Genomic DNA, 24,244 nt, shown 5'->3' on the forward strand with positions numbered 1-24,244 from the left:
ATTAAATCTGTTTCCGGAGACACTAATGATTCAAACATTTCTACGAGCGTGCCGCATACCTTTTGCGCTCGCCGCCGGCATTATTGCCTTGTCCGCGTTTGCTGCTCAGGCCGATGCCCAATTGCCGATGCGGCTGCGGGCCCAGATCCAGCCGGCTTGTGCGACCACATCAGCTTTGAAATTCGCTGATATTTACGCGGACGGAAATATAGCCGTAATGGGAAGCTATAATTGCCGCGGAGTGTTTATTTTTAACATTTCAAATCCTGACGCCCCTGTGCTAGCGTCTTGGTACAATCCGGGAGCTAACTTACAGTTTCTTGAGGCGATCGTGATTGGAAACCGCGGTTATTTCGGAACAGGTAACACGGGCGGCGTTCATATCGTCGATCTGACCAATCCCGCGAGCCCACAGCTGCTCGGGATCGTAAATTCGACCAACGGCGGCGGGCATAACACCATCCATGAAATGATGGTGTTCGACCAGGGCGGACAGCGTTATCTGCTGGAGAATTCAAATTCGACCGGCACCGGAACAGCCCGCGACTTGAGGATCATCAATGTTACCAACCCTGCGGCTGCCGTCTTGAAATGGAGTTTTCAATCCAGCGACGGCGGTTGGGTTCACGCGATGCACATCCGTGGCAATCGTTTGTTTTTGTCCGGATTCGTAAGCAGCACGCGAGTTGATATTTACGATATGTCGACATTGGCTTCGCAAGCACCTGTACTTCTTGGTTCAGTCGCAGTCGGATTCAATTCAAATCACAGTGCGTGGACAAGCGAAGACGGGAACTACCTCTATAGTGCACGGGAGATCGGTGATAGTGCTTCGGCAAATCCCGGCGATATTCGCGTATTTGACGTTACGAATCCGGGATCCGCATTTTTGGTGAAACGGGTTTCAATGAACGACCTCGGCATCGTTGCGGTGACGCCTCATAATCCAGTCGTGATGGGAAACAAGCTGTATGTTGCATGGTATCAGGCAGGCACGTTGGTCTTTGACATAACCGATCCATCCGATCCGGTATTAGCGGGGCGTTATGATACGTGGCCTGCTCAGTTTACTGAGGAAGATCTCCGTGAGGTCCAACAAGCGAATTCGAATATTGATCGGGCCGACATGATGTGCGGCACAAATTTGCGTAACGGCCAGCAGATCGCCGGGTACAACGGTAACTGGGCTGTGTTTCCGTTTCTCGGCGAAAACAAAGTGCTTCTTGGCGACCTTTCAACCGGGCTCTATGTCATCGATATAACGTCGAAAAACAATATTGCCGATTTTGACGGCGATAAGAAGACCGATTTTTCTGCATTCACGCCGGCAACCGGAATGTGGAACATCGAGAATAGTTCAAATTCGTCGGCGTCGCAGACCAATTTTGGTTTTGCTACGGACAAACTCACTCCGGGCGATTATGATGGTGACGGACGAGCTGATATGGCTATCTTCCGTCCGTCGACAGGAACGTGGTGGATCCGCCGAAGCAGCAATCCCGGAAACTTCCTTGCGGTAAATTTTGGCATTAGTACTGATATTCCCGTTCCCGGAGATTACGATGGTGATGGCAAGACGGACGTGGCTGTATTCAGGCCGTCAACCGGCGTTTGGTACATTCAGCAAAGCACCGCAGGCATTCGCATTGAGGGCTGGGGCTTAAGCACCGACAAGGCATTCACCGGCGACTATGACGGCGACGGTAAAGCAGATCTTGCGATCTATAGGCCATCGACGGGTGTTTGGTACATTAAACAAAGCTCGAACGGCTCGGCACTGATCACGCCGTTCGGTTTGCCTACCGATCGCCCTGTATCGACCGATTTCGACGGCGACGGCAGATCGGACATAGCGGTGTACCGTCCAAGTGAAGGGAACTGGTATTATCTTAAATCCGGTTCGAGCAATTCGTTTGCGGTCGTTCGGTTCGGAATTGCCGAAGATATCCCTGTCCCGGCTGATTATGATGGAGACGGAAAGGCAGACATTGCTGTATTCAGGCCAAGCTCAAATGCCTGGTATCGGTTGAACAGCACCAACGGAAGCTTTAGCGTTCGTGTTTTTGGCTCGGGCGGCGACGCTCCGATACCCGCATCGATCCAACCGTAATATCAACTGAAATTGACCTTAATGCCCGAAGTTGAGCAAACAGCTTGACTTTGGGCTTTTTGTTTCTATTATTGCAGTATGAAATTGCATCTGACGATAAACGGCGGATCTCTCTCCGGGCAAAGATTCGAGCTCGAAAGCGGTTTTCTTTCGGTCGGACGAGCAGAAACCTGCAGCATTCGATTTGATCCTCTTTCGGAGAGGATCGCCTCAAAGCAGCACGCGTTCATAGAAACAAAAGCCGACGGTTTTTACGTCACTGACAACCAGAGTACCAATGGTACATTTTTGAACGGCAATTCCGTAACAACAGCTAAGCTAACCAATGGCGATCTGATCCAGTTTGGTAAGAACGGCGTGACGGCAAATGTCGCAATTGACGGCGAGGTCTTGACGCAGGTTGCCATGCCGAAAGAAGAGTTCCGTCAGGCCCAGATCGAACAATTCAATCAGCTCGCCCGCAGCGAACCTGTAAGTATTCAATCTTCGCTTGCCAATTTTGGACTCGGTGCCACCGCGGTCAAACCCGAACCTGACAAAACGGGAAAATATATTGGCATCGGTATCACACTTGTTGTGATCACGTTCCTGATGGCGATCGTCGCATTGCTGATGTTTGTTACGGTCGGCGTTGTGCCGGCTGTAATTGCTACTTTCATTGCGTTCATACCGGCAGCCATTTATGTGATCCCACTGATCTGGCTCGACCGCTACGATCCTGAACCTCTTTGGCTGCTCGCTCTTGCATTTGCTTGGGGAGCTCTCGTTGCCGTAGTGGTGTCGTTCGTCATTAACACTGTGCTCGGCACCGCGGCCAGTATCATATATTCGCCCGAAGCAGGTGAAGCGGTTGGAAGTGTAATGTCGGCACCCATTTTTGAAGAAGGTTCAAAGGGCCTCGGTGTGTTGATCCTGCTGATCTTTTTCCGCAAGTATTTCGACGATATTCTCGATGGGATCGTTTTCGCGGGAGTGATCGCCTTGGGTTTTGCCACGGTCGAGAATGTTCTCTATTACGGCCGGGCACTCGGCCAGGGCGGCCCGGTCGCACTTGTTATTACATTTTTGCTTCGCGGGATACTCTCGCCATTTGCGCATGTGACGTTTACCGCGATGACCGGCATAGGCTGCGGCATAGCCCGCGAATCGCATAAAACTTGGGTCAAGGTCGTGGCTCCGTTCTTAGGATATTGCGTCGCAGTTGGACTGCATGCGACGTGGAACGGCCTTGCCGGTTACAGTGCGGATCTATTCGACAAATTCGGCATAGGCGTCTGCTCACAGCTTGGCCAGCCCGGCATTGTCGGACTTTGCTCATTCCTTATTTGTTACGCCGTATTACAGATACCGCTGTTTTGTTTCTTTGTTGGATTTTCGATCAATATTATGCGGCGGCAGAATAAGATCCTGACCGAAATGCTAGCGATCGATATAGCCCGCGGGCTCATTTCGCAAGAACTCGCGACTACGGCAACTTCGGCGTTCAAGAGTTCGGGTTGGCTGATAAGCGGACTGTTTTCGGGCAAATACAAGGCCCGAAGCCGTTACCTGCGCGCCGTCGGAAAACTTGGCCTGAGCTATTGGCATATTCAGCGGGCGACGGCCGCTCACGGACAGACCGGCAGCTTCCAGCAAAACCCGATACTGCGGGAAGAAGTTCTAAAATGGCGTGATCAGGTTTGAGCTAACTTGATCGGTCGAATTCACATAATAAAAATGAGGTTACCAAAGTGGCAACCTCATTTCTATTTGAACTGGTAGGCCGTGCAGGGATTGAACCTGCGACCCACGGATTAAGAGTCCGTTGCTCTACCAACTGAGCTAACGACCCAGAGCAAACGAAAGTATAGCAAAAACTATTTCAAAGTCCAAAATTCGCAACTTTTATTAGAATCACGCGTTCTCATTTGGTTAATTATGCGTCAGCATTCAGTATAATTATCGAGATGAGAGAATGTCCGAAATGTGAGCTTTGTTACCCTGACGAGATACTGGCCTGTCCAGGCGATCAAACGGCGACAAAGCACTCTTTGCCCGGAAGCCAGGTCCTGGCCGGGCGTTACCTGCTCGAGAGCCGGCTCGGCCGCGGTGCGATGGGACAGGTCTATCTCGCAAAGGACACAAAGTTCGCAACAAAAAAGCTTGCCGTCAAGACCGTTCGTCAGGATCTGTTGAGCAGCGAGGACCTGCAGGAAGGCGAAGCGATCGCACGGTTCGAACGCGAGGCTCAGGCCGCCGCGTCGATCCAGCATCCGAATACAGTGAGCGTCAGTGACTTTGGGGAAACCCCGGAGGGCATTTTCTACCTTGTGATGGAATACGTCGAGGGCGAGACGCTGCACAAGCTACTCCGCCGCGAGGGAACTTTGCCGGTAAAGCGAGCAGTCAGGTTGCTTCGGCAGATCGCTGACGGCGTTGATGCTGCACACGACCTCAATATCCTCCACCGCGATCTCAAGCCCGCCAATATTTTCATCATGCAAAAGGGTAAGGGTGGCGACGGTTTTGTAAAGGTCGGGGACTTTGGCCTCGCAAAGATCGTGAATCAAACCGTTACTGACGCTACGTCAAACGCGACGCCATCGTCACGCGGTATCATTGGCACGCCCGAATTCATGTCACCCGAACAAATGCAGCCCGAGGTCGGAGTAGATAAGCGTGCGGATCTTTACGCTCTCGGTACTATCGCTTACCTTATGCTCGGCGGCAAAACGCCGTTCACAGGCGATCTTATGCAGCTTGTTATGCAGAAGATCATGCATAAGCCGGCACCGCTTTCGTCACTCCGATCCGATGTGCCGGCCGATGTCGATCGAATTGTAATGCGTTCGCTTGAGATCGACCCGAAAGATCGCCCCGATACGGTGGCAGAATGGATCGCCGAACTAGAAGAAGCTGCCGATGACATAAGCGAAAACAAGCGATCCGGAGGTTCGCGTCTGGTTGTGATGGCTCCTAATGGCTCGGAGGTCTATGTCAACGACGAGCGAAAGGCGAGCGTTGGAAGCTCGGGCCGCGTGGTATTGTCCGACATACCCGTCGGACAGCATATTCTGAGGGTGTCAAAGGCCGGTGAGCGTGATGACGAACGGTTGATCGAGATTCAGGCGGGCGGCAACGAACAGGTCATACAAGCTCAATTGAGGACGCTTCATGGTTCGTCGAGTCAGCCGTCCTCATCCCAGGGGAGCAGTAGCGGATCGCCGGCATCGAGTCTGATGCCCGCAATTGTTGCGTGCTCGAACTGTAATTCCCGATTCGCCGACGGTGTCAAATTTTGCGGAAGATGCGGCGGCGGATCGTTCATTATCGTTAGCCCGGGCGATACACAGTCGAGCTTTCCGTGTCCGCGATGTTCAGCCCGTTTGCCTGAATTTTCGCGATTCTGCGGACGCTGCGGCCTCAATATTACACCTGCAATGATACCTGCCTCGCGGCCTGCGGTGGGCTTTACCTCACAGTTTCAGCCGTCAAGCCCCACGCAGGCCGAACGCCTTTGCCGGCGCTGCGGCAGTGATTATCCCGCACACATAAAATTCTGCGGAAAGTGCGGAATTTCGCTCTGATCTGCGAAATTTCGACTTGGAAATAATTTGTGCCCGAAAAAGTCGCGTTCGCGTCGATAAATGCGTATAATATCGGCAATCTGAATTGCGTTTCGAAATTTAACTGAGGACAACGAAGATGAAAATTTGCCCCAAATGTCAAAAGACATATACCGACCAGAATCTGAACTTTTGTCTCGATGACGGCACTGTTTTGACACAGGCTGGCGGCGACGCGATGCCTGAAACGGTGCTGTTAAATCAGCCCAGAGTAACCTCGCCGAGTCAATCGGCCCCAGGTTCCTTTCCGGGCCAGCAAGCCCAGCAACCTCAACAGCCGGGCTGGAACACTGCCCCTCAGCCATATTCGATGCAGCCGCCGGCAAAGTCGTCGAAGACCTGGATATGGGTGTTGTTGATTCTTGGTGTATTGGTTTTGGTCTGCGGCGGCGGCGGGCTCGGGGCTCTTATCTACATTGGCTCTCAAGCTGACAAGACTTCGAACTCTACGACGAACACGAACAACGCAAAGACATCGCCATCACCAACATTTGGCGACAAGAATCCGCCAACTAATTCCACGTCGACATCGACCCGTACAAATGTGAAAAAGGTTGACATTGAAAAATGGCTGAACCCCAATTCGCTTTATGCCGACTCGGAATACACCAACGGAGAATTGATGCTCACATCTAAGCAGAAGAAATTCTATTACGTTCTCGCTGCTCCGGATGACAGTGATTTTAAGAGCGAAAATGCGGATATCTCAGTAACAGTGCGAAACGTCGATGCGGCAGACTCGAGTCTCGGTTATGGACTCGTATTCCACAGCAACCCGACACCTCTGCAGCAGGGGTACGCTTTTCTGATAAACACGAAAACAAAGAAATACCACGTCGTAAATCACGTCCCCGGCGATGAGAAAAATGTTGTTAGCTGGACAAAGTCTGACGCTATCAAGGAAGGCAGCCAGGAGAATGTACTGGAGGTTCGCGACATTTCAAAAGACAAGATCGACCTTTATATCAATGGGACACTCGTGACCTCGATCAAGAACGTTTACGGGTATGCCGGCGGTGTTGTTGGGCTTTATTCGGGCGACAAGGTAAAGGTCGGATTCAAGAACCTCGAGATCAGAAAATAGCGGTTAGCGGCAGGATAACTTATGAAGCAATGCCCAAGATGTAGCAAAACCTACACTGACGAGAACCTTAACTTTTGTCTCGAGGACGGCGAGTTATTGCTGCAGATGGCTCCTCAGCCCGGTGCCTATCGAGACGATCCGCCCCCGACCGTGATAATGAATGAGGCTCGGGTCACAAATCCCGTCAGTTGGCAGCAGCCGTCCGCACCGCCGCCCGCCGTTTATCAGGGGCAGCAGATGATGGGACAATATCCGATGTCGATGTCGCCGAACCAGACGCTCGCGATCGTTTCACTGTGTCTTGGGATCGGCAGCATTACGATCGGTTGGTGCTGCTACATTGGGGTCCTACTTTCGCCGGCGGCGTTGATCACTGGATTTATTGCCTTGTCCCAGATCAAGAAAGACCCTCAGGCGAACGGAGGCCGCGGCCTCGCGATCGGCGGTATTGTCACCGGACTCGTTTACATCGCTATCGTTGTTCTTGTGGTAATACTATACGGTGCAGCAATATTCCTGAGTATTTTAGGAAATATGTAGACTTAGGGCATGCCCTTTGTGAGAATCAATTAGCTTTTAATAATGCGTGTTAGCCTAAATGTCGTAGCGGGGCCGCAAACCGGACGATCGTTCACATTTGATCAGCACGATACATTCATGATCGGGCGGAGCGAAGATTCACAGTTCTGTCTGCCGCAGGATCGCTTCTTCTCTCGCCATCATTGTCTCATTGAGATCGCTCCTCCGCAGGCATTTCTTCGAGATCTGGGGTCGACAAACGGAACGTTCGTAAACGGTCTGCGTGTCGATACGGCTCACTTGAAGAGCGGCGACCGCATACAGGGCGGCGAAACGGTCCTCGAGGTGGAAGTGCTCGCAGATCTTGATGAAATGGGCGGCACTCCCGACACATTCGGGCATACACATCCGTCCCTCGTCTCGGTTTCGTGTCTCAATTGCGGTGTGCCGGCTAGCGTTGAAGCATCGAACGCCGACGCGAATATGACGTTCGTCTGCGACGATTGCCGCGAAAAGCTTCGTCAAAATCCGCAGCCGATACCGAACTATCAGATGATCCGTATCATCGGCCAAGGCGGGATGGGTAGCGTCATGCTAGGCCGCTCGGAAAAGGATGGACGTGCAGTTGCGATCAAGACCTTATTGCCCGAGGTCGCGGTGAGCGAACAGTCGCTCAAGCGATTTCTTCGAGAGATCGAGGTCGCATCGTCGCTTCGCCATCCGAACATCGTCAGCTATATCGAGCACGGTACGCACAATGGCATTGTCTATCTTGTCACCGAATTTATCAGCGGGATGGACGCCTCACGGCTCGCCAAGCACCAGGGCGGCCGCCTGCATTGGCGTGAGGCCGTGAGGATAATCGAGCAGACGCTCGCGGCCTTAGAATTCGCCCACAACCTCGGTTTCGTCCATCGCGACATCAAGGAACAGAACATCCTGATCGAGGGAACTTATCCCAATTCGACTGCGAAACTTACGGATTTTGGCCTCTCAAAGAGCTATAAACAGACCGGTATGAGCGGCGTCACGATGGTCGGTGACGTTGCGGGAACGATCGCATACATGCCGCCCGAACAGGTTCGTGATTTTAAGGAGGTTCGTCCGCCGTCCGATATTTACGCGCTTGGAATGACTGCCTACAGCCTTATAACGGCTGCTCATGCTCTCGATATCGGCCCCAAAGCCGGTATTTCCGAGACGGTTAAAGCGATCTTTGAAAAGCCGATAGTTCCTCTCACGCAGCGTATCCCCGATATCCCTCTAAAGGTCGCCGCTGTTATCGAGACTGCACTTGCCAAGCAGGTAGAACTCCGCTGGAATAACGCCGGAGCAATGCGAGAGGCATTGCTTCGAGCAGCCTCCGAATATAATTAATTAGAGTGTCTTAGTTACTTTTGTGAGCGATCGCGGGGCATCCGGATCGATGCCTTTTGCCTCAGAGAGAAGTGCGGCAAAGAGCTGAGCCGGAACTATAAACGGAATCGGCGTCAGAAATTCGTCCATAGCGGGCATACGCAGGCTATGCGGCGAAAGAGCCGCGATATCTTCGTCATTTGTGATAGATAGGCAATCTGCTTTCAGGTCGCGAAGCTCTTCAAGCAGATCGACGCTGCTTTTTTCGTAACTCCTGCCGGGCCAAACATTATCACTGGAAAACGCCGTTCGACGATCGCAAGCGGCCCGTGGAAAAAATCAGCCGACGAAAACCGCTCGGCAACGACATAGCATGTTTCCATTAACTTGAGAGCCAACTCGTACGAATTGCCGTAATTCATGCCGCGACCGACAACCACACAGTTTTCCATGAATGTGTATCGATCGACCATATCTCGCACATTTGGAAGCAATTCCAGAGCATTTGCGGCGTAAGAGGGGATCTTTTCAAACTCGAGTCCATTGTCCGCCAATGCCGCCGCGAGCATGTAAAAATGCAGCATTTGCCCCGTGTATGTCTTTGTCGCGGCGACGCTGAGTTCGCGTCCGGCGTGAATGAGCAGCGTTTCGTCAGTGATTTGTGCCATTGTCGAATCGGCCTCGTTCGTGATGCCGAGCGTGAATGCTCCGGACGCCTTTGCTGATTCGAGTACGGCGTTGATGTCCGTGCCTTCGCCCGATTGCGACACTCCGACGACAAGAGCTCTGCTCAGATCCAATTTTGCATTGTAAAGCGTTATTACCGACGGAGCTGAAAGAGAAACGGGAATTCCGGTCGTGACTTCGAGTAGATATCGACCAAATAACGATGCATTATCCGAACTGCCGCGGGCGACGATCACGATAAGATCAACATCTCGGCTTCGCAAAAAGCCGCTGAGGCGTCCAACCTTATCGCGTTCTGAGCAAATGGTCCGCTCCAAAACTTCGGGTTGTTCGGCGATCTCTTGCAGCATTAACGACATATTATTGGTAAATCATAACATTCGTTTGGCGTTCGAGAAAAGTTGATAACAATGGCTGATATCGGTCAGGCTACAGCCTTCATTTTTCGGTTTCCCGCGAATAGCAGTATTGCACCGAGGAGACATGCCGCCGGACATACGAGAAGCGCATAGCTGAGCATCTTGGGCTCGGCGGTAGAGCCGAATCTGTCGCTTAGAATGCCGATCACATTGGAGCCGATCAGATACGAGCCGACATTGACCGCGAAGAAGAACATCGCGATCCCGAGCCCGCGAAGATTGACGCCGGCGATCTCTGTGACATCTGCCGCCGCCGCACCGACCCAACCGAGGCCCGTAAACAGCAACAAAAAGCCCGCCGGAACGATTACGTAGAAATTGCCCGAAAAAGGACCGCGATCCAGAGCGGAACTGAGATCAGACAAAGCAAAGTCCCGAATGCCATTCGCCCAAACCCTTTTGCTTTGAACCAGTCAGCCAACGCACCAGCAAAGAGTGTCGCCGGAATGCCGGCCGCGAGTGTCATCACTCCTGCCCAGAAGCCGTAGGTAGGAATATCGATCGTATGCACTCGCGAGATGAATACGGCTCCCCAGATAGAGATACTGTTTGTCGCGAGGCCGAACAGAGAGTAACCAAGACAAAGGAGAATGAAGATCGGGTTTTGAGCAGCCGTTTCCAATCGGTCGGCGAGTAATTGACGTCGTTTGCGGCCGCGATGGTTCGTGACGGCTCCTTCAGCACGAATGCCAGCATGCCGAACACTATTCCCGGAAATCCGATCAGCATAAATGCAGTACGCCAGCCGAATTGGCTTAAACTGCCGCCGAGCAAAGCCGCCATTCCTGCGCCGATAGCGATGCCCATCGAGTAAATGCTCGTTACTGTCGCACGACGTGCCGGCGGGAAATAGTCAGCGAGCAGCGATATCGCCGCCGGTCCTAGAGTCGCTTCGCCGACGCCGACCATCAACCGGCAAGCAAACAACGTCCAGAAATCATTCGCAAACGCTGTCAGGCCCGAGAACAAACTCCAAACTATTACTCCGATCGCAATTATCTTGCTCCGCGAACCTCGGTCCGCGATACGTCCGAATGGAATGCCGAGAATCGTGTAAAAGATCACAAACGACGTTGTCCCAAGTAACGCGAGTTGCGTGTCGCTGAACTCCATCTCCTTTTTTATCAATGGAAACAGGATGTAGATGATCGTCCTGTCGAGAAAATTCAACACGTAGATCACCATTAGCAGGGCCAATGCATACCAGGAATATAGCGGAGTTTTTTCGGCTTGTTCTGTCATTTACTAGGGAAGTATCATCACCGCTGCTTCGCCTTTGACCAGCATTTCGCCGTTTTGATTTGAGCAGATCGTCTCTAGCGTGACGATATTCTTGTCTTCGCGAATATTCGTGATCGTCCCCGTTGCCGTAACGATATCGCCAATGAACACAGGTGCGACAAACTTCATCGTCTGCGAAAGATACACGATCTTTCGCTCACGAAACTCATTGCCTAGTACGGCCGAGATAAAAGCCCCACTCAGCATACCGTGAGCGATCCGCTTGCCGAAACGCGTCGTTTTCGCAAACTCATCATCAAGATGTATCGGATTAAAATCGCCCGAGACCTCGGCAAATTTTCGTATCACCTCGTCCGTAACCTCACGTGAGGTCGAAAATTGATCACCTATTTTCAATTCCATAAAAATTACTTCCTCCCCAGAAATTCCAACACTGCCTTATTAAAGTCCGCTGCTTTTTCAAATTGCGGCACATGCCCGCATTGGTCGAATATCACAAGTTCCGATCCTGCGATGCCATTTTTGAATGTCGTCGCATCCGCGACCGGCAAAAGGCCGTCCTGCTTGCCCCATATGATCAGTGTCGGCTTTTTGATCTCGCCGAGGCGGTCGTTTAGAAAATCCTCTTTTCGCTTTATGGATTCGATGATGCTGTTAATCGTGCCGCCGTCGCCCGCCATGACGCGTGCAGTCATAAACGTATCGACGAGAGCTTCGTTGTTCTGCAGCATAGGATTTGCGAATATTAGCTTCATATTTCCCCGGATCTCGTCGCGGGTCGAATTGTTCAACTGGTAGATCTGCTCGTTCGAAAAGTTCGCAGGAACTATGCCTGCGGCATCTGCCAGCACGATCTTTTCGACGCGATTCGGATATTTTATCGCCATCATCGCGGCGACCCAGCCGCCCATCGAATTACCGACCAGCGAGGCCTTTTCGATCTTCAGTTCACTCATAAATTTGTCGAGAAAATCGACAAAAGTTCCGACACGGTACTTCAGACTAGGCTTGTCCGACTTGCCGAAACCGACCTGATCGATCGCGATCACACGATAGTTTTGGGCAAATGCTGCCGTATTCGTCTGCCAATTGGCCACGCTGCCGCCGAGGCCGTGAAGGAAGATCACCGTCGGCTTTGTCGCATCGCCAGTCTCGATATAATTGATCTTCGCACCGAAAACGATAACTGATTTGTCCGGCAATGCTTGCGAAAAAGCGGCCGTTGAAAACGCTAAGAGGACAAATGCTATTCCGATAAAATTAGTTCTGTTTCTCATACATCTTCTCCAAAAGATCTTTGTGGTTAGCCGCGATGACGTTTCGCTTTAATTTCATTGTCGGTGTGATCTCGTCACGCTCGGCAGAGAAGTCGCTGTCGAGTATAACGAACTGCTTGATCTGTTCCGAGCTCGAAACACGCGCATTTGCGGCTGCAACTGCTTGATCAACGAGCCCTTCGATCTGTTCACGGCACATCGACGCAGCCTCGTTCACATTGATCGTTATCAATGCCACACAATAGCTTCGTCCGTCGCCAAATAGGAAACAATGGCTGATCAGGTGCGATTCCTTGACGAAATTCTCGATGAGTGCCGGGGCCACATTCTTGCCATTCGAGAGAACAATGATCTCCTTTTTTCGGCCTGTGATCTTAAGAAATCCGTCTTCATCGAGCTCGCCGAGATCGCCGGTTTCCAGCCAGCCGTCGGCGTCGAACATCTCCGCCGTCTTTTCAGGCTCCTTAAAGTAACCCGAAAACATCATGTCGCTTCGGACCAGTATCTCACCATCCTCTGCGATCCGAACCTCGCACATCGGCATCGGTTTGCCGACGGTTCCGAATTTGTGTTCGTCGACGGTGTTGAATGCGACGCATATATTTTCCGTTAGCCCGTACGCCTGCAATATCGGCAGTTCGTGTCGTGCATAAAAGTCCGCGATCTCCAGCGGCAGCGGTGCTCCGCCCGAAGTCAGTAGCCGGACATTGCCGCCGAACGCGGCTTTCAATGCTTCCTTTCCGGCCTCAGGATCGGCTGCGACCTTTGCATGGATCTTTTCGAAGAATCTCGGTAGGGAAGCGAACACAGTCGGCTTGACCTCAAACATGTACGCATACAGTTTGCTCAGATCGTCCACAAAATAAGCTGCCGTTCCACTGTAAAGCCTGTTGTAAATGCCCGATATTCGCTCCGCCACATGGCATCCAGGCAAATAAGAAAGAGCAACGTCCGTCTCAAATATAGGCACCGACCGCCGCAGCGACTCGACGCTGTTCAACACATACTTATGCGACAACATCGCCCCTTTCGGCTCGCCGGTCGTGCCCGAGGTGTAGACCATGATCGCCGTGTCAACGCTCGTCGCGCCAAAACCCAACTCTTCGACACGAGGCATGAATTCTTCGCGTTTTGACCGTCCTAATGCGAGCGTCAAATAAAAGGCGGAAACGCGACCGGTAGGGAGTGTATCAATATCATCGACGGACTCGATCAGGAACACCTCTCGAACCTTTGGCATACCAACGCCGTCAAGCTTGCGAAGCTGCTCGACCGTGTCAACCACAACAAACTCAGCGTCCGAATGGTTGATGATGAAATGAGCTTGTTCCGCCGAACTCGTCGGATAGATCCCGACCCCGACGCCGCCGGCAGCGATGGCGGCTATGTCGCAGATCGTCCATTCCGGCACATTTCCGGCAAGGATCGCGACACTCGCACCTTCCGTCAGGCCTTTGGCTAGCAATGCACAAGCTAGATCGTGAACCTTGTCCTCAAATTCGCCCCAGGTCTGTGCCGACCAGCCGTCGCCGTCGCGTGTGTAGAACACGTCCCGCTCGCGGTATTTTTCGCATTGGGCACGGAACAGGCTGTAAATATTAGGGAACTGCATTTAGAAAATACTAATACTTCATCGCCAAACACGCCATATTGAGGCCGCCGCCTGAAGCGCATAGAACAACCGTGTCGCCGCGTTTCAGTTTGCGGGCGGCCAACGCGTCGTGAAAGACCATCGGAATACACGCCGAACCTGTATATCCCCATTTATACATTATCGTATGCGTCTTCTCGTACGGGATCTCCATATTTTCCATCACGAGCTTAATCGTGGACAAATTGACCTGCGTCCAGAGATATAGGTCAACGTCCGAGCGCGTCATATCCGCCTTTTCCAGAACCTCGTCAACGATCTTCGGCCAGCCATAGATGTTGACCTCTGCCGGATATTTCTTGGCAAAACGCAAATGATTGAAATTGCCGCCGTCTAGAACAGCCTGCGTGATCGGGTTTTTTGTCCCGCCGGCAAAAATGCCCATAAAATCGTGATAGCTGCCGTCGGCGACGAGCTTTGAAGCCAGAAAATGCTCTTCTCCCTCGACCGCACGTAAAACCATCGCTCCGGCTCCGTCGGCAAAGAGCGTCGAGGTCTTTTTGTCTTTCCAGTCGATGAATTTGCTCATCGCGTAGCATCCGATCACGAGCACATTCTTATAACTTCGGTCTGCGATGATGTATTTGTACGCCGTATCAAGCGTGGTAACAAACCCTGCACACGCACAGTTTATGTCAAACGTCCCGGCGTTCACGGCGCCGATACGCTCCTGTATAACGACAGACGTCGCCGGCGAAACGTATTCGGGTGTGTCGGTCGCGAGCAGTATCAGATCAAGCTCCGAAGCATCGATCCCGGCGTCGGCAAGAGCGGCAAACGCGGCGTTTGTCGCAAGGTCCGCCGTACTTTCGTCGTCCGCGGCGATATGCCGCTCGCGAATGCCGACGATATTTGTTACAAATTCGTCGATGTCCTGCCCGAGCATCACACTCAGATCGGCGTTGGTCAGCACCTTTTCCGGCACGTACACGCCCGTTCCTATGATTCTCGCGTCTCTCATGATCTTTTTAAGAAGTCCCGCACGATCGCGTTAAATTTGTCGGCCTGCGAAACAAACGCCATATGGCTGCCGCCTTCGATAACAACAAGTTCGGCATTCGGTATTGCTGCGGCCAGATTTTGCGAATTCTGCATTGGAACGATCGTATCGACATCGCCCGTTACTACCAATGTCTCGGCCTCGATCTGCGGCAAACGTGATTCGGCGTCAAATGCAAATGCAGAACGAAGCTGGCCGAGATAGACATCTTCAGGTACGAAATTCTCCTCGCGTAAGCGGCAAAATTCCTCAACCGTTTCAGGGTCCGAAACTGCAAAATCCGGCGAAAACGAGACAGTGAGATACTGCCTGATGCGATCGCCCGAATTCAGGCCTTCGGTCGACGAGAACGCCGTCAGGACCTTTTGCGAAGACGAAACGTGATTCACACCGCCGAAACTCGTCGACGCCAGTACTAGCTTTTTCACTCGATCAGGATATTTAAGTGTGAATTCCTGTGCGACAAATCCGCCGAACGACAATCCGAGTATATGCGCCTTGTCTATCTCCAGGGCGTCAAGCACAGCCGCCACGTCGTCTGCGATGAACTCGATCGAGAGTGGTCGTGAACCATCGTCGGTCGATCCGGAGAGCCCACGCGGATCGAATGTGATCACGCGGAAATACTCGGCGAGGGCATTTGTCTGCCACGCCCAACTCCACATGCCCGATGCAAATCCCGGCACGAGTACGACAGCTTCACCCTCGCCGGCCGACTCACAGTATATTTGTGCGCCGCTAACATCTACTTTCATTTCTGCCCCTTATTTGACGAAGCAAAAACGGCGGCGAACGTTATTGTCCGCCGCCGCCAAGGTTAGAAGCTCATCTTAAATGCAAGCTGGATAACACGCGGCCCGGTCGCTGCACGCTCGATGCGGCCGAAATTAGCACCGATGATGTTGTTGTTTGGGTTAGCGTAGTTGACCCAATTGAACACGTTGAACATCTCAGCCCTGAGCTCGCCGCGAAAACGCTCGGAAAACGGAATGAACTTGATGAATGAAAGATCGACGTTCTTCTGTCCGGGTCCGGTAAGCATGTTTCGAGTGGTATTTCCGAATGGTGCATCCGGATCGAACGTGGGGGTGCCGAGTGTTGACGCAGCAAACGCCGCCGTGTTGAAATACTGCCCCAAACGCGTGTTAAGGTCGCCGGTCGTATAAAGGCTGTTACCTGTAAAGGCCGGATTGCGGTTCGCTCTGCTGACGATCGACGTGCCGTTGGTATTCTCGACCGAGAAGGGAAGCCCGGTCTGGATGACCGCAATGCCTGCGACTTCCCAATTTCCAAACAATGCACGTACGAATCGGCTGGAATTCTTGAAGTTTGGCAGGTCATAAACACCGCTGATGACAAATCGCTGTTCGCGGTTAAAGTCGCTGCGGCCGCGGTTTGTTCGCCAATTCAACTGATCGCCCGGAACGTTTGCAAGCTCGTTGAGAGCGGCTCCCGAGTAATAGTCTATCGACTTGCCGAATGTGTAAGCCGCAAGGAATTGAGCACCGTTGCTGAACCTTCGGCTAAGTGAAACCTGTAGCGAATCATAATGCGAACGCGACGTGGTCTGCACCTGCTGGATCCCGCCGGTCACATTCTTATTTGCTGAGAAATTGGCTCCGAGCGGATTCGAGAACGTGTTCGTCGCTCGATTGTATACCGGTTGATTTAGCGTGATGATCTGCAAGAGCTTTGAGCCTTTGTTTCCTACATAGCCGACATCGACGACATAGTTCTTTGCAAACTGCATCTGAAAACCAAAGTTGTACTGCTGAATATACGGCGTCCGCAGATTCGGATCGACAAAAACTCCGCTTATCGCAGCACCGGTCGGCGAGGGATTTGCACCGTTCAGGGGGAACTGCGATGGCGGCGGAACCGGAAAGAACGGATTTCCGAAGGTTCTCAGTCCCGGAAATACGATCGGCGAAACCACCGAGACGGGAAGCGAGAAATACGGATAATTGAAAAGCTGTGTATTTGCGTATCTTGTCGAGATACGATCGTAATAGATCCCATATCCGCCACGCATAACGAGGTTTAGCTTCTCATCAAGCATGTACGCAACGCCGACTCGCGGCGAAAAATTATTCTTGTCCACCGGGACAAGAGTTTTTTCGACTGTCGGCACACCTGCAAGAGTTCCGCCTTCTGCCTGAACCAGGCCGTTTGGCGGCAGCACGGGAGCGGCGGCTGTGCCATTGCGGATCTGATCGACGATCAGATTGACCAGACGGCCGTTTGTGTCGACCGGCAGGCCAAAAAAGTCGTATCTGATGCCCATGTTCACGGTCAGCCGGCTACTGATCTTGAAGTCATCCTGGATAAACCCACTTGAGTCCTTAACACGGAACGAGCGGTCGAAAATCCCGGAGCCGATCAGTGAAAGACCGTTGGTGAGCGTCGCAAAACTCAAACTCCCGCCCGTTAAAAAGTCACGGAAGCTGGCAAACAGCAGCTGACCGCGTGAAAATGCATTGAAGTAAAATTTCACGGTCGAGGCTCGATATTCGCCTCCGATCTTAATGCGGTGATTGCCCCTGGTGATCGAGAGTGTGTCGCCTGCCGTGTAAGCGTTAATACGCGAAGACTGGTCTGCCAATGTTCCCGAGCCAAAGAAGAATGCCGAATCCAGCCCCAAGACACGGATAGTAGGGGCTCCCGGAAATGTGCCGGCGAGCGGGCTTGTGATGCCGAGCCCCGCTGCCGTAAATGGCTCTTCAGGAACGCTGGTCACCCGCAATCGGCTGAATCCGAACCTTGCCTGATTAACAATATTCGGCGAAAAGACGTAATTGTCCGTGATCGAATACAGCTTCTGTTTGATCGTCAGATCGCCGCCGAAGCCGATCAACTGCCGTTCACCGTTTCCGAGGCCCGCGAAATTGTAATTCGCCTGAAATGTCGGATTGTCCGCAAAAAAGAACTTAGCTGAGATGTTATGCTTGTTGGTCAGCACAAAATCGGCGTTCGCATTGAATTGATTTTCCTTGAATGTGGACACGCCTGACTGAGGCACGGTCACCGTGGCAAACGGATTAGCAGCGTTCGCAACGCCCGAAGAAGGTATGGCGAATCCGCCGCCCGGAAGCTGTGCATTTAGGATGTTCACCGCCTGAGGCGATATATTCGCGACCGGTATTCCGAATGTTGCGGCAAGTGCCACTGCGCTGCGGTTCGTGTCCGTCAGGCCGGCTGGTACGATCGGCGAGGTCAGGCTGTTGACCAGCGAAACGCCGTTGCGTTCCTGCGTGCCCTGATACGAACCGAACAGGAAGACGCGGTCCTTGACGACGGCACCGCCGAGTGTGCCGCCCCACTGATTTCGTGTCGCGACCGGACGTTCTATGCCGCGTGCTTTGATGAATGGCTCGTTGGCGTTTAGGGCTTTGTTTCTCAGAAAGTAATATGCACTGCCGTGCCGATCGTTGGTGCCGCTCTTGGTAATGGCTTCAACGTTTCCGCCCGCATTTCGGCCTGACGAAGCATCGTACATCGAGGTCTGGACGATGAATTCCTGGAGGCTGTCCGTAGCAGGGACCGCGATGTTCGGTGTCGAGTTGGTACCGATAGAGTTGGCATCGATACCGTTTATCTTGACGCTGTTGCTTGTAGTGCGTTGGCCGTTGACCGTGATGGTCGCGTCGCCGCGGCCCAGGTCTGTACTGTTCGTCACGCCGGTCTGGGCTCCCGGCGAAAGTGTCAACAGCTGTTGAAAATTGCGTGTCGGCAGCGGTAGCTGGCGAATCGTCTCACCAGAGACTGTCCTCCCGCTCGTAGATGTCTCCACCTGCAAGGCCGGAGCATCCACGTTTACGACGTTGATATTCTGTGAGACCGAAAGCTGCGAATCAATGATCGTCGTTTGCGCCAATGTGACGACCGCTGTCGATGTATAGCTGCCAAACCCGTTGGCCTTTACATCGACAGAATAGTTACCCGGCGGTAGAAGGGAAACTGACCACGACCCGTCGCCGTTGGTCGTCGTTTCTCGCGAAGTGTTCGTCCCGGTGTTAGTTACCTTGACCGCTGCTCCGGCTATTACCGCACCGTTCGGGTCGGTAACCGTTCCGCTAAGTTGTCCCGTGGTGCCCTGGCTAAATGCCATTAATGCACAGAACAACATAATGATCCCGCTTGCCAATAACCTGCTTTTAAACATACTACTTGCCTCCATAAAGAAAAATGAACGTCCGTTTTTTATTCTCGTAAACTAAAACGGCAAACTGTTGATCGTCAGCTCAGTCGCCGAGAGTTCCGATTGCCGTGCGTCGCTTAAATCGCGAAAGATTCTCTTCGCTCAGCGTGCCGTACGCGAAGATCTTTGTCAGGCTGTTTAGAGCCTGTTCGTCGTCGAGCCCTAGGTGGTTGTTACCACCAAAGAGCTTTTCGACCAAAAAATAGTTAAAAAATTGCATGTACGCAGCCGTGAACACTGAAGCCGCATCAACGCCCGTCCGCAGATCGCCGCGAGCCTCGGCTGCTTCGAATTTTGGACCGAATATTTTACGAAACCGGTCGGTTATCCCGTCAAACATCTTACGAAAGTGCCGATTCTGAAACTCAAGAACGTCGATATACATCAGCAGCCAAAAATCACTGTGTTCATTGACCAACCGGCCGACATTGGCACCGAGCTTTCTTAGGTTCGACGGTTCAAGAGGCTCGTCGATCTCGGCAAAAATGGACCGCAGATGTTCGTCTATTACGGTCAAATAGCGGTCGATTATCGATTCAAAGATCGATTCTTTCGTCGGGAAATAGTTATACATATTGCCCAACGAAACCCCTGCGTGGAGTGAGATGTCCCGCATCGACGTCGCGTGAAAGCCCTGCTTGATAAAAAGCTCGCAGGCCGCGTCTTCGATCTTGTTTTTGCGCTCCTGGATCGCGTCCTGACTAAGCTTTGGCATAAATAAAAACGAACGACCGTATTTTTATATTTAAAAGAAGCTCGTGTCAAGCGAAAGACAGAATATTTATTCCGCGATAACTTCGCTCGTATCTTCTTCTTCGTTCCGCAGGTCATGCAGTACCGCATTTATCGCACCGCCGACCATCAACACCATCGCAGTCAGGTAGAGCCATAGAAGAAGAATGATAACAGCTCCGAGGGAGCCGTAGGTTTTGTCGTAATTGTTGAAATAATTGAGGTACAAGCGAAAGCTGCCGGTCAGCAAAAGCCAGAGGACTATCGCCACCAGCGAGCCGGCAGTTATCCAGATCCATTTAAACTTGCGAAAATCAGGCAGAAAATTATAGATAACCTCACACGCCAGCAGCATGACGAACAAAATGGATATCCATTGGATACCGACCAAAACCAATGGCGACGTGATCGGCATGCCGATCCAATTCGTTCCGGCCTGAACAAGCTGCCAACCGTAAAACATGATCGAAAGGCCGAGTGCCGCGAGGACCGTGACAACCAGCGTTAGGATCAAGGACTGAAATTTGGTCCAGAACCACGAGCGCCGCTCGCGAAGTTCATAGACCGAATTCAACGCACCGCGAACCGCATCAACTCCGGCCGATGCCGACCATAACGCAACGATCAATCCGAGAGTCAACTTGCTCCCTGAACTGTTCGCGGCGATCTCATCCACGGTGTTGCGCACGAGAACAAAGACCGAGGCCGGCATTATCTGCCGTAAGTAATTATAGAGTTCGCTCTTCAATGCGTCAGTCGTCTCCAGCACCAAGCCGAACAGACTGACGAGAAAAAAGACAAAAGGGAAGAGCGCGAACGAAAAATAGAAGGCGGCCTGTGCAGCCCGATTGAATAGGTCCGAGTCGTCGGACTTTTTGTAGAGCCGCTTAAAGAAATCGACCCAATCAAATTCAAATACCGCTTGCATCTTTCATTATCCGCGGTTTCGTTCGAGCAAAGTCATGGTCAGGACGGACAACAGCAATTCTGCTTCGTCTTCAGCCGGTATCGGCACAAGCGGTTCGAGTTCGAAGATGCCTTCCATAAATGCTGGCTGTTTTTTGAGACGTGCGCCCTGAGTTCCATCCATACGCGTCACGATATAGGACGGATTGAAGAAATATCCCGTGAACATCCCAAGGATCGGCACCTCGCCAAGTAGGGAATCCACGACCTTGATCCAGCCGTTTTCTTCGTGGATCTCCATTGTCTGAATTTCGTTACTGTCGAAGATCATGTAATGGGCCTTAAATATCGAACGCATACCCTTTCGTTTTATCGATCCGAGCAGACGGCCGGTCGCGTCGGAAAAGTTATATTTGGCAGAGAAATCTATGACGCGGTCAGCCTTGATCTTGTAAAGGTGCTGCGTCTGCTGTTCGTCCGCAAAAACGTTGATGTCCTCTTTAAGCTTGAGGAGCTTTTGTTTAACATAGCCGATCAGTTGGCCATTTGCGTCGCGTACATAGATCTGGCTGGCGATTGCCAGCAGTTTGAATGATAGTTTTATTGGATAGTTCATATTTTCTCCTTGAATATTCTCGGCACCCTAGCTGAAATGCCGCACGTTACCTCGTACGAAATTGTTGACAGCATCGCCGCTATATCCTCTGCCTTGATAGACAAGTCCCGTTCCGATCCAATGACCGTCACCGGAGTGCCGACATCCGCATCATCAATGTCCGTGACGTCGATAGTCACCCAATCCATCGAAACTCGTCCGATGACCGGAGCGATCTTGCCCTTTACGATCATGCTGCCCTGATTGGAAAGGCCGCGTGGATATCCGTCATAATAACCGACCGGAACCGACGCGATCACAGAATCCCTCCCCGCAATAAATGTCCGGCCATACCCTATGCTTTCGCCGGTTTCCACCGATTTGACCTGAGCGATTTCAGACACGACCGACATTACAGGCTTTAGTTCAGGCTTTTCAATTTCGACCGGCAGCACATCGCCGCCTAGGCCGTATAAAACGCCGCCTAAACGTACCATATTTCCAAGTGTATTCGTATGAGCGACCGCTCCGGGGGAATTTGCGAGATCCAGATACGCGGGCGTTGAGCCATATTGTTTGAACGCCTCGACCGCCCAATTGAACCGGCTGATCTGCTGATTTGTAAAATCATTCTGCCCGAGATCATCGGCAACGGCAAAATGCGTCATGATGCCTTCGATATTGAGATTGGGGAGTTTTGTTATCTCACTCGCGAACTGCTCGGCCTTGTCATATCTGACACCAACACGGCCCATACCTGTATCGATCTTTACGTGAATATCGACGATCCGGCCGATTTTTGCCGCCTCCGCATTGAGCGATCTTGCTTTGTCTATCGTCAGGATCACCGGCGTCAAATTCTTTTCGATCATCAGCGATTCCTGACCGGGCCAAAAACTTCCGAGACAAAGTATCGGAGAAGTGATTCCTGCATCACGAAGCTCGACGCCTTCTTCCGGCAAAGCAACGCCAAACCAGTCGATACCCTCGGCCTCGAGCCGCCGCGAGCATTCAATTGAGCCGTGGCCATAAGCATCCGCCTTGACGACAGCCAAATACTTGATCGTATCGCCAACGAATGATCTGACCGAACGAAAATTGAAGGCCAGAGCGTCAAGATCGATCACGCATCTGGTCGGTCTGGCGGCGTCGTATCGCTGCATATTGGAGCTAAATAACTAGTTTAACAATAGTCTGTAAGCTGCTGATAATAAATAGGTAACTTAATAGTTAAAGTAAATTCTCGATAATCTATCTTAACGTTTACAAATCGCTAGAGCGGGATATTTCCGTGCTTTTTCGGTGGATTGGTGTCACGCTTATTCTGAAGCATTGAAAGTGCCCGGATCAGCTTTGGCCGCGTGAATCTCGGCTCTATCACTTCGTCGATATAACCGCGCTCTGCCGCGACATACGGATTCGCAAATTTGTCTTCGAACTCAGCGACTTTCGCCAAACGATACGCTTCGTCGTTTTCCGCTATCTCGCGCTTAAAGAGCACGCCGACGGCACCTTCGGCCCCCATAACGGCAATTTCTGCTGACGGATAGGCAAAATTGACGTCCGTCCGGATATGTTTGGACGCCATGACGCAATATGCTCCGCCGTAGGCCTTTCGCGTTATGACCGTGATCTTGGGCACAGTAGCCTCGGCAAAGGCATAAAGAAGCTTTGCTCCGTGCCGGATGATGCCCTGATGCTCCTGATTGACGCCTGGCAGAAATCCGGGTACATCTTCGAAAGTGATCAACGGAATATTAAAACAATCGCAGAAACGCACGAATCTGGCTGCTTTGACCGATGCGTCGATATCCAGGACGCCCGCGAGGAACGCCGGTTGGTTCGCTACGATTCCCACCGAAAATCCGCCGAGCCGGGCATATCCTACAACAATATTCGGAGCGTAATGCTCCTGAACCTCAAAAAAATATCCGTCATCGACAACATTATTTATGATGTCGCGAATGTCATACGGCTGATTTGCCGAGTCGGGGACGATCGAATTGAGCTTTTCGTCAGCACGGCCCGAAGGGTCATTGGTGGGCACAAAAGGCGGGAGATCCATGTTATTTGACGGCATGAACGACAGGAGTTCTCGCGTGATCCGAAGTGCATGTTCATCCGAATCTGCTGCAAAATGTGCTACGCCGGATTTTGCATTATGGGTCATCGCACCGCCGAGTTCGTCCTTGGACACGTCCTCGTGAGTGACGGTTTTGATCACGTCGGGACCGGTGATGAACATGTAGGACGTGTCCTTCACCATCACGTTAAAATCCGTGATCGCAGGTGAATACACCGCACCGCCGGCACACGGGCCGAGGATACAGCTGATCTGGGGCACGACGCCGCTGGTGAGCACATTTCGTAGGAATATATCGGCGTAACCGCCGAGGCTGACGACGCCCTCCTGAATTCTCGCACCGCCGGAATCATTCAAACCAACTACCGGAGCCCCCATCTTCACGGCCATATCCATGACCTTACAAATCTTTTGAGCGTGCGTTTCCGATAGCGAACCGCCGAAAACTGAAAAATCCTGTGCAAAAACGAATACTTCGCGGCCGTTGACGAGACCATGCCCTGTGACCACGCCGTCGCCGGGATAGAGTTGCTTTTCGAGGCCAAAGTCGGTCGAGCGGTGAACTACAAACTTGTCAAATTCCTCAAACGTGCCTTCGTCAAGAAAGAAATCGATTCGTTCGCGGGCGGTCATCTTGCCGCTCGCACGCTGTTTATCGAGGCGTGTCTTGCCGCCGCCCTCTTCGGCAGTGAGCGATTTTTCTTTCAATATTTCGATCTTGCTTTTGATTTTCGTTTCGGGCTGCATATCGCCTAAGTTTAGCGATTTTACGCGTCTTTT

General features: G+C 52.1%; 20 protein-coding genes, 1 tRNA gene and 1 pseudogene. 6 read left to right on the forward strand and 16 right to left on the reverse strand.

What is annotated here, in order from left to right; genetic code table 11:
* The first annotated feature begins 25 nt into the window (after window positions 1–25).
* A complete protein-coding gene (locus tag IPK01_12790) occupies window positions 26–2,110 on the forward strand; it encodes a VCBS repeat-containing protein (protein MBK7934337.1) in 2,085 nt (694 codons plus the stop codon).
* A 78-nt stretch (window positions 2,111–2,188) separates the two neighbouring features.
* A complete protein-coding gene (locus IPK01_12795; GenBank protein MBK7934338.1) occupies window positions 2,189–3,793 on the forward strand; it encodes a PrsW family intramembrane metalloprotease in 1,605 nt (534 codons plus the stop codon).
* A gap of 72 nt (window positions 3,794–3,865) precedes the next feature.
* Here IPK01_12795 and IPK01_12800 read toward each other — a convergent pair.
* Window positions 3,866–3,941 (reverse strand) — tRNA-Lys (locus IPK01_12800).
* Between the two features lie 115 nt (window positions 3,942–4,056).
* Here IPK01_12800 and IPK01_12805 point away from each other — a divergent pair.
* The 4 genes from IPK01_12805 (at window position 4,057) to IPK01_12820 (ending at window position 8,695) form a co-directional block, all read left to right on the forward strand.
* The gene (locus tag IPK01_12805) at window positions 4,057–5,676 is read left to right on the forward strand and encodes a protein kinase (GenBank protein ID MBK7934339.1); all 1,620 of its coding nucleotides are present in this window, start codon (window positions 4,057–4,059) and stop codon (window positions 5,674–5,676) included.
* Window positions 5,677–5,794: 118 nt separating this feature from the next.
* Entirely contained in the window at window positions 5,795–6,799 is a 1,005-nt protein-coding gene (locus IPK01_12810) for a hypothetical protein (GenBank protein MBK7934340.1), read from the forward strand.
* Between the two features lie 21 nt (window positions 6,800–6,820).
* Window positions 6,821–7,339, forward strand: a complete 519-nt coding sequence (locus tag IPK01_12815; GenBank protein ID MBK7934341.1) for a DUF4190 domain-containing protein — start codon at window positions 6,821–6,823, stop codon at window positions 7,337–7,339.
* 42 nt (window positions 7,340–7,381) lie between these two features.
* On the forward strand, window positions 7,382–8,695 hold the full coding sequence (locus IPK01_12820) for a protein kinase (GenBank protein ID MBK7934342.1): 1,314 nt from the start codon (window positions 7,382–7,384) through the stop codon (window positions 8,693–8,695).
* Here IPK01_12820 and IPK01_12825 read toward each other — a convergent pair.
* From IPK01_12825 to IPK01_12895, 15 genes and pseudogenes are all read right to left on the reverse strand, one after another.
* Window positions 8,696–9,720: pseudogene (locus IPK01_12825) on the reverse strand (SIS domain-containing protein).
* A 65-nt stretch (window positions 9,721–9,785) separates the two neighbouring features.
* Complete coding sequence (locus tag IPK01_12830) at window positions 9,786–10,145, reverse strand: hypothetical protein (protein ID MBK7934343.1); 360 nt, start codon at window positions 10,143–10,145, stop codon at window positions 9,786–9,788.
* A complete protein-coding gene (locus tag IPK01_12835; protein ID MBK7934344.1) occupies window positions 10,088–10,246 on the reverse strand; it encodes a hypothetical protein in 159 nt (52 codons plus the stop codon). Before IPK01_12835 ends, IPK01_12830 begins: the two co-directional genes overlap by 58 nt.
* On the reverse strand, window positions 10,246–11,022 hold the full coding sequence (locus IPK01_12840; GenBank protein ID MBK7934345.1) for an MFS transporter: 777 nt from the start codon (window positions 11,020–11,022) through the stop codon (window positions 10,246–10,248). The genes IPK01_12835 and IPK01_12840 overlap by 1 nt, the downstream gene beginning before the upstream one ends.
* 3 nt (window positions 11,023–11,025) lie before the next feature.
* Complete coding sequence (locus tag IPK01_12845) at window positions 11,026–11,424, reverse strand: MaoC family dehydratase (GenBank protein MBK7934346.1); 399 nt, start codon at window positions 11,422–11,424, stop codon at window positions 11,026–11,028.
* Between the two features lie 5 nt (window positions 11,425–11,429).
* On the reverse strand, window positions 11,430–12,299 hold the full coding sequence (locus IPK01_12850) for an alpha/beta fold hydrolase (protein ID MBK7934347.1): 870 nt from the start codon (window positions 12,297–12,299) through the stop codon (window positions 11,430–11,432).
* On the reverse strand, window positions 12,283–13,911 hold the full coding sequence (locus IPK01_12855; protein ID MBK7934348.1) for a long-chain fatty acid--CoA ligase: 1,629 nt from the start codon (window positions 13,909–13,911) through the stop codon (window positions 12,283–12,285). Before IPK01_12855 ends, IPK01_12850 begins: the two co-directional genes overlap by 17 nt.
* A gap of 10 nt (window positions 13,912–13,921) precedes the next feature.
* Window positions 13,922–14,911 carry a ketoacyl-ACP synthase III gene (locus IPK01_12860; protein ID MBK7934349.1) on the reverse strand — a complete coding sequence of 330 codons (990 nt, stop codon included), beginning with the start codon at window positions 14,909–14,911 and terminating at the stop codon, window positions 13,922–13,924.
* Complete coding sequence (locus IPK01_12865) at window positions 14,908–15,705, reverse strand: alpha/beta hydrolase (GenBank protein ID MBK7934350.1); 798 nt, start codon at window positions 15,703–15,705, stop codon at window positions 14,908–14,910. The genes IPK01_12860 and IPK01_12865 overlap by 4 nt, the downstream gene beginning before the upstream one ends.
* Before the next feature lie 62 nt (window positions 15,706–15,767).
* The gene (locus IPK01_12870) at window positions 15,768–19,112 is read right to left on the reverse strand and encodes a carboxypeptidase regulatory-like domain-containing protein (GenBank protein ID MBK7934351.1); all 3,345 of its coding nucleotides are present in this window, start codon (window positions 19,110–19,112) and stop codon (window positions 15,768–15,770) included.
* Window positions 19,113–19,191: 79 nt separating this feature from the next.
* On the reverse strand, window positions 19,192–19,863 hold the full coding sequence (locus tag IPK01_12875) for a TetR/AcrR family transcriptional regulator (GenBank protein MBK7934352.1): 672 nt from the start codon (window positions 19,861–19,863) through the stop codon (window positions 19,192–19,194).
* 66 nt (window positions 19,864–19,929) lie between these two features.
* The gene (locus tag IPK01_12880) at window positions 19,930–20,808 is read right to left on the reverse strand and encodes a YihY/virulence factor BrkB family protein (protein ID MBK7934353.1); all 879 of its coding nucleotides are present in this window, start codon (window positions 20,806–20,808) and stop codon (window positions 19,930–19,932) included.
* A 6-nt stretch (window positions 20,809–20,814) separates the two neighbouring features.
* Window positions 20,815–21,402: a hypothetical protein gene (locus IPK01_12885; protein ID MBK7934354.1), complete on the reverse strand. Its 588-nt coding sequence runs from the start codon at window positions 21,400–21,402 to the stop codon at window positions 20,815–20,817.
* Complete coding sequence (gene alr / locus IPK01_12890) at window positions 21,399–22,544, reverse strand: alanine racemase (GenBank protein ID MBK7934355.1); 1,146 nt, start codon at window positions 22,542–22,544, stop codon at window positions 21,399–21,401. The genes IPK01_12885 and alr overlap by 4 nt, the downstream gene beginning before the upstream one ends.
* Before the next feature lie 110 nt (window positions 22,545–22,654).
* Entirely contained in the window at window positions 22,655–24,211 is a 1,557-nt protein-coding gene (locus tag IPK01_12895) for an acyl-CoA carboxylase subunit beta (GenBank protein MBK7934356.1), read from the reverse strand.
* Between the last annotated feature and the right edge of the window lie 33 nt (window positions 24,212–24,244).

It is taken from the genome of Acidobacteriota bacterium (assembly GCA_016713675.1).
Lineage (GTDB): Bacteria > Acidobacteriota > Blastocatellia > Pyrinomonadales > Pyrinomonadaceae > OLB17.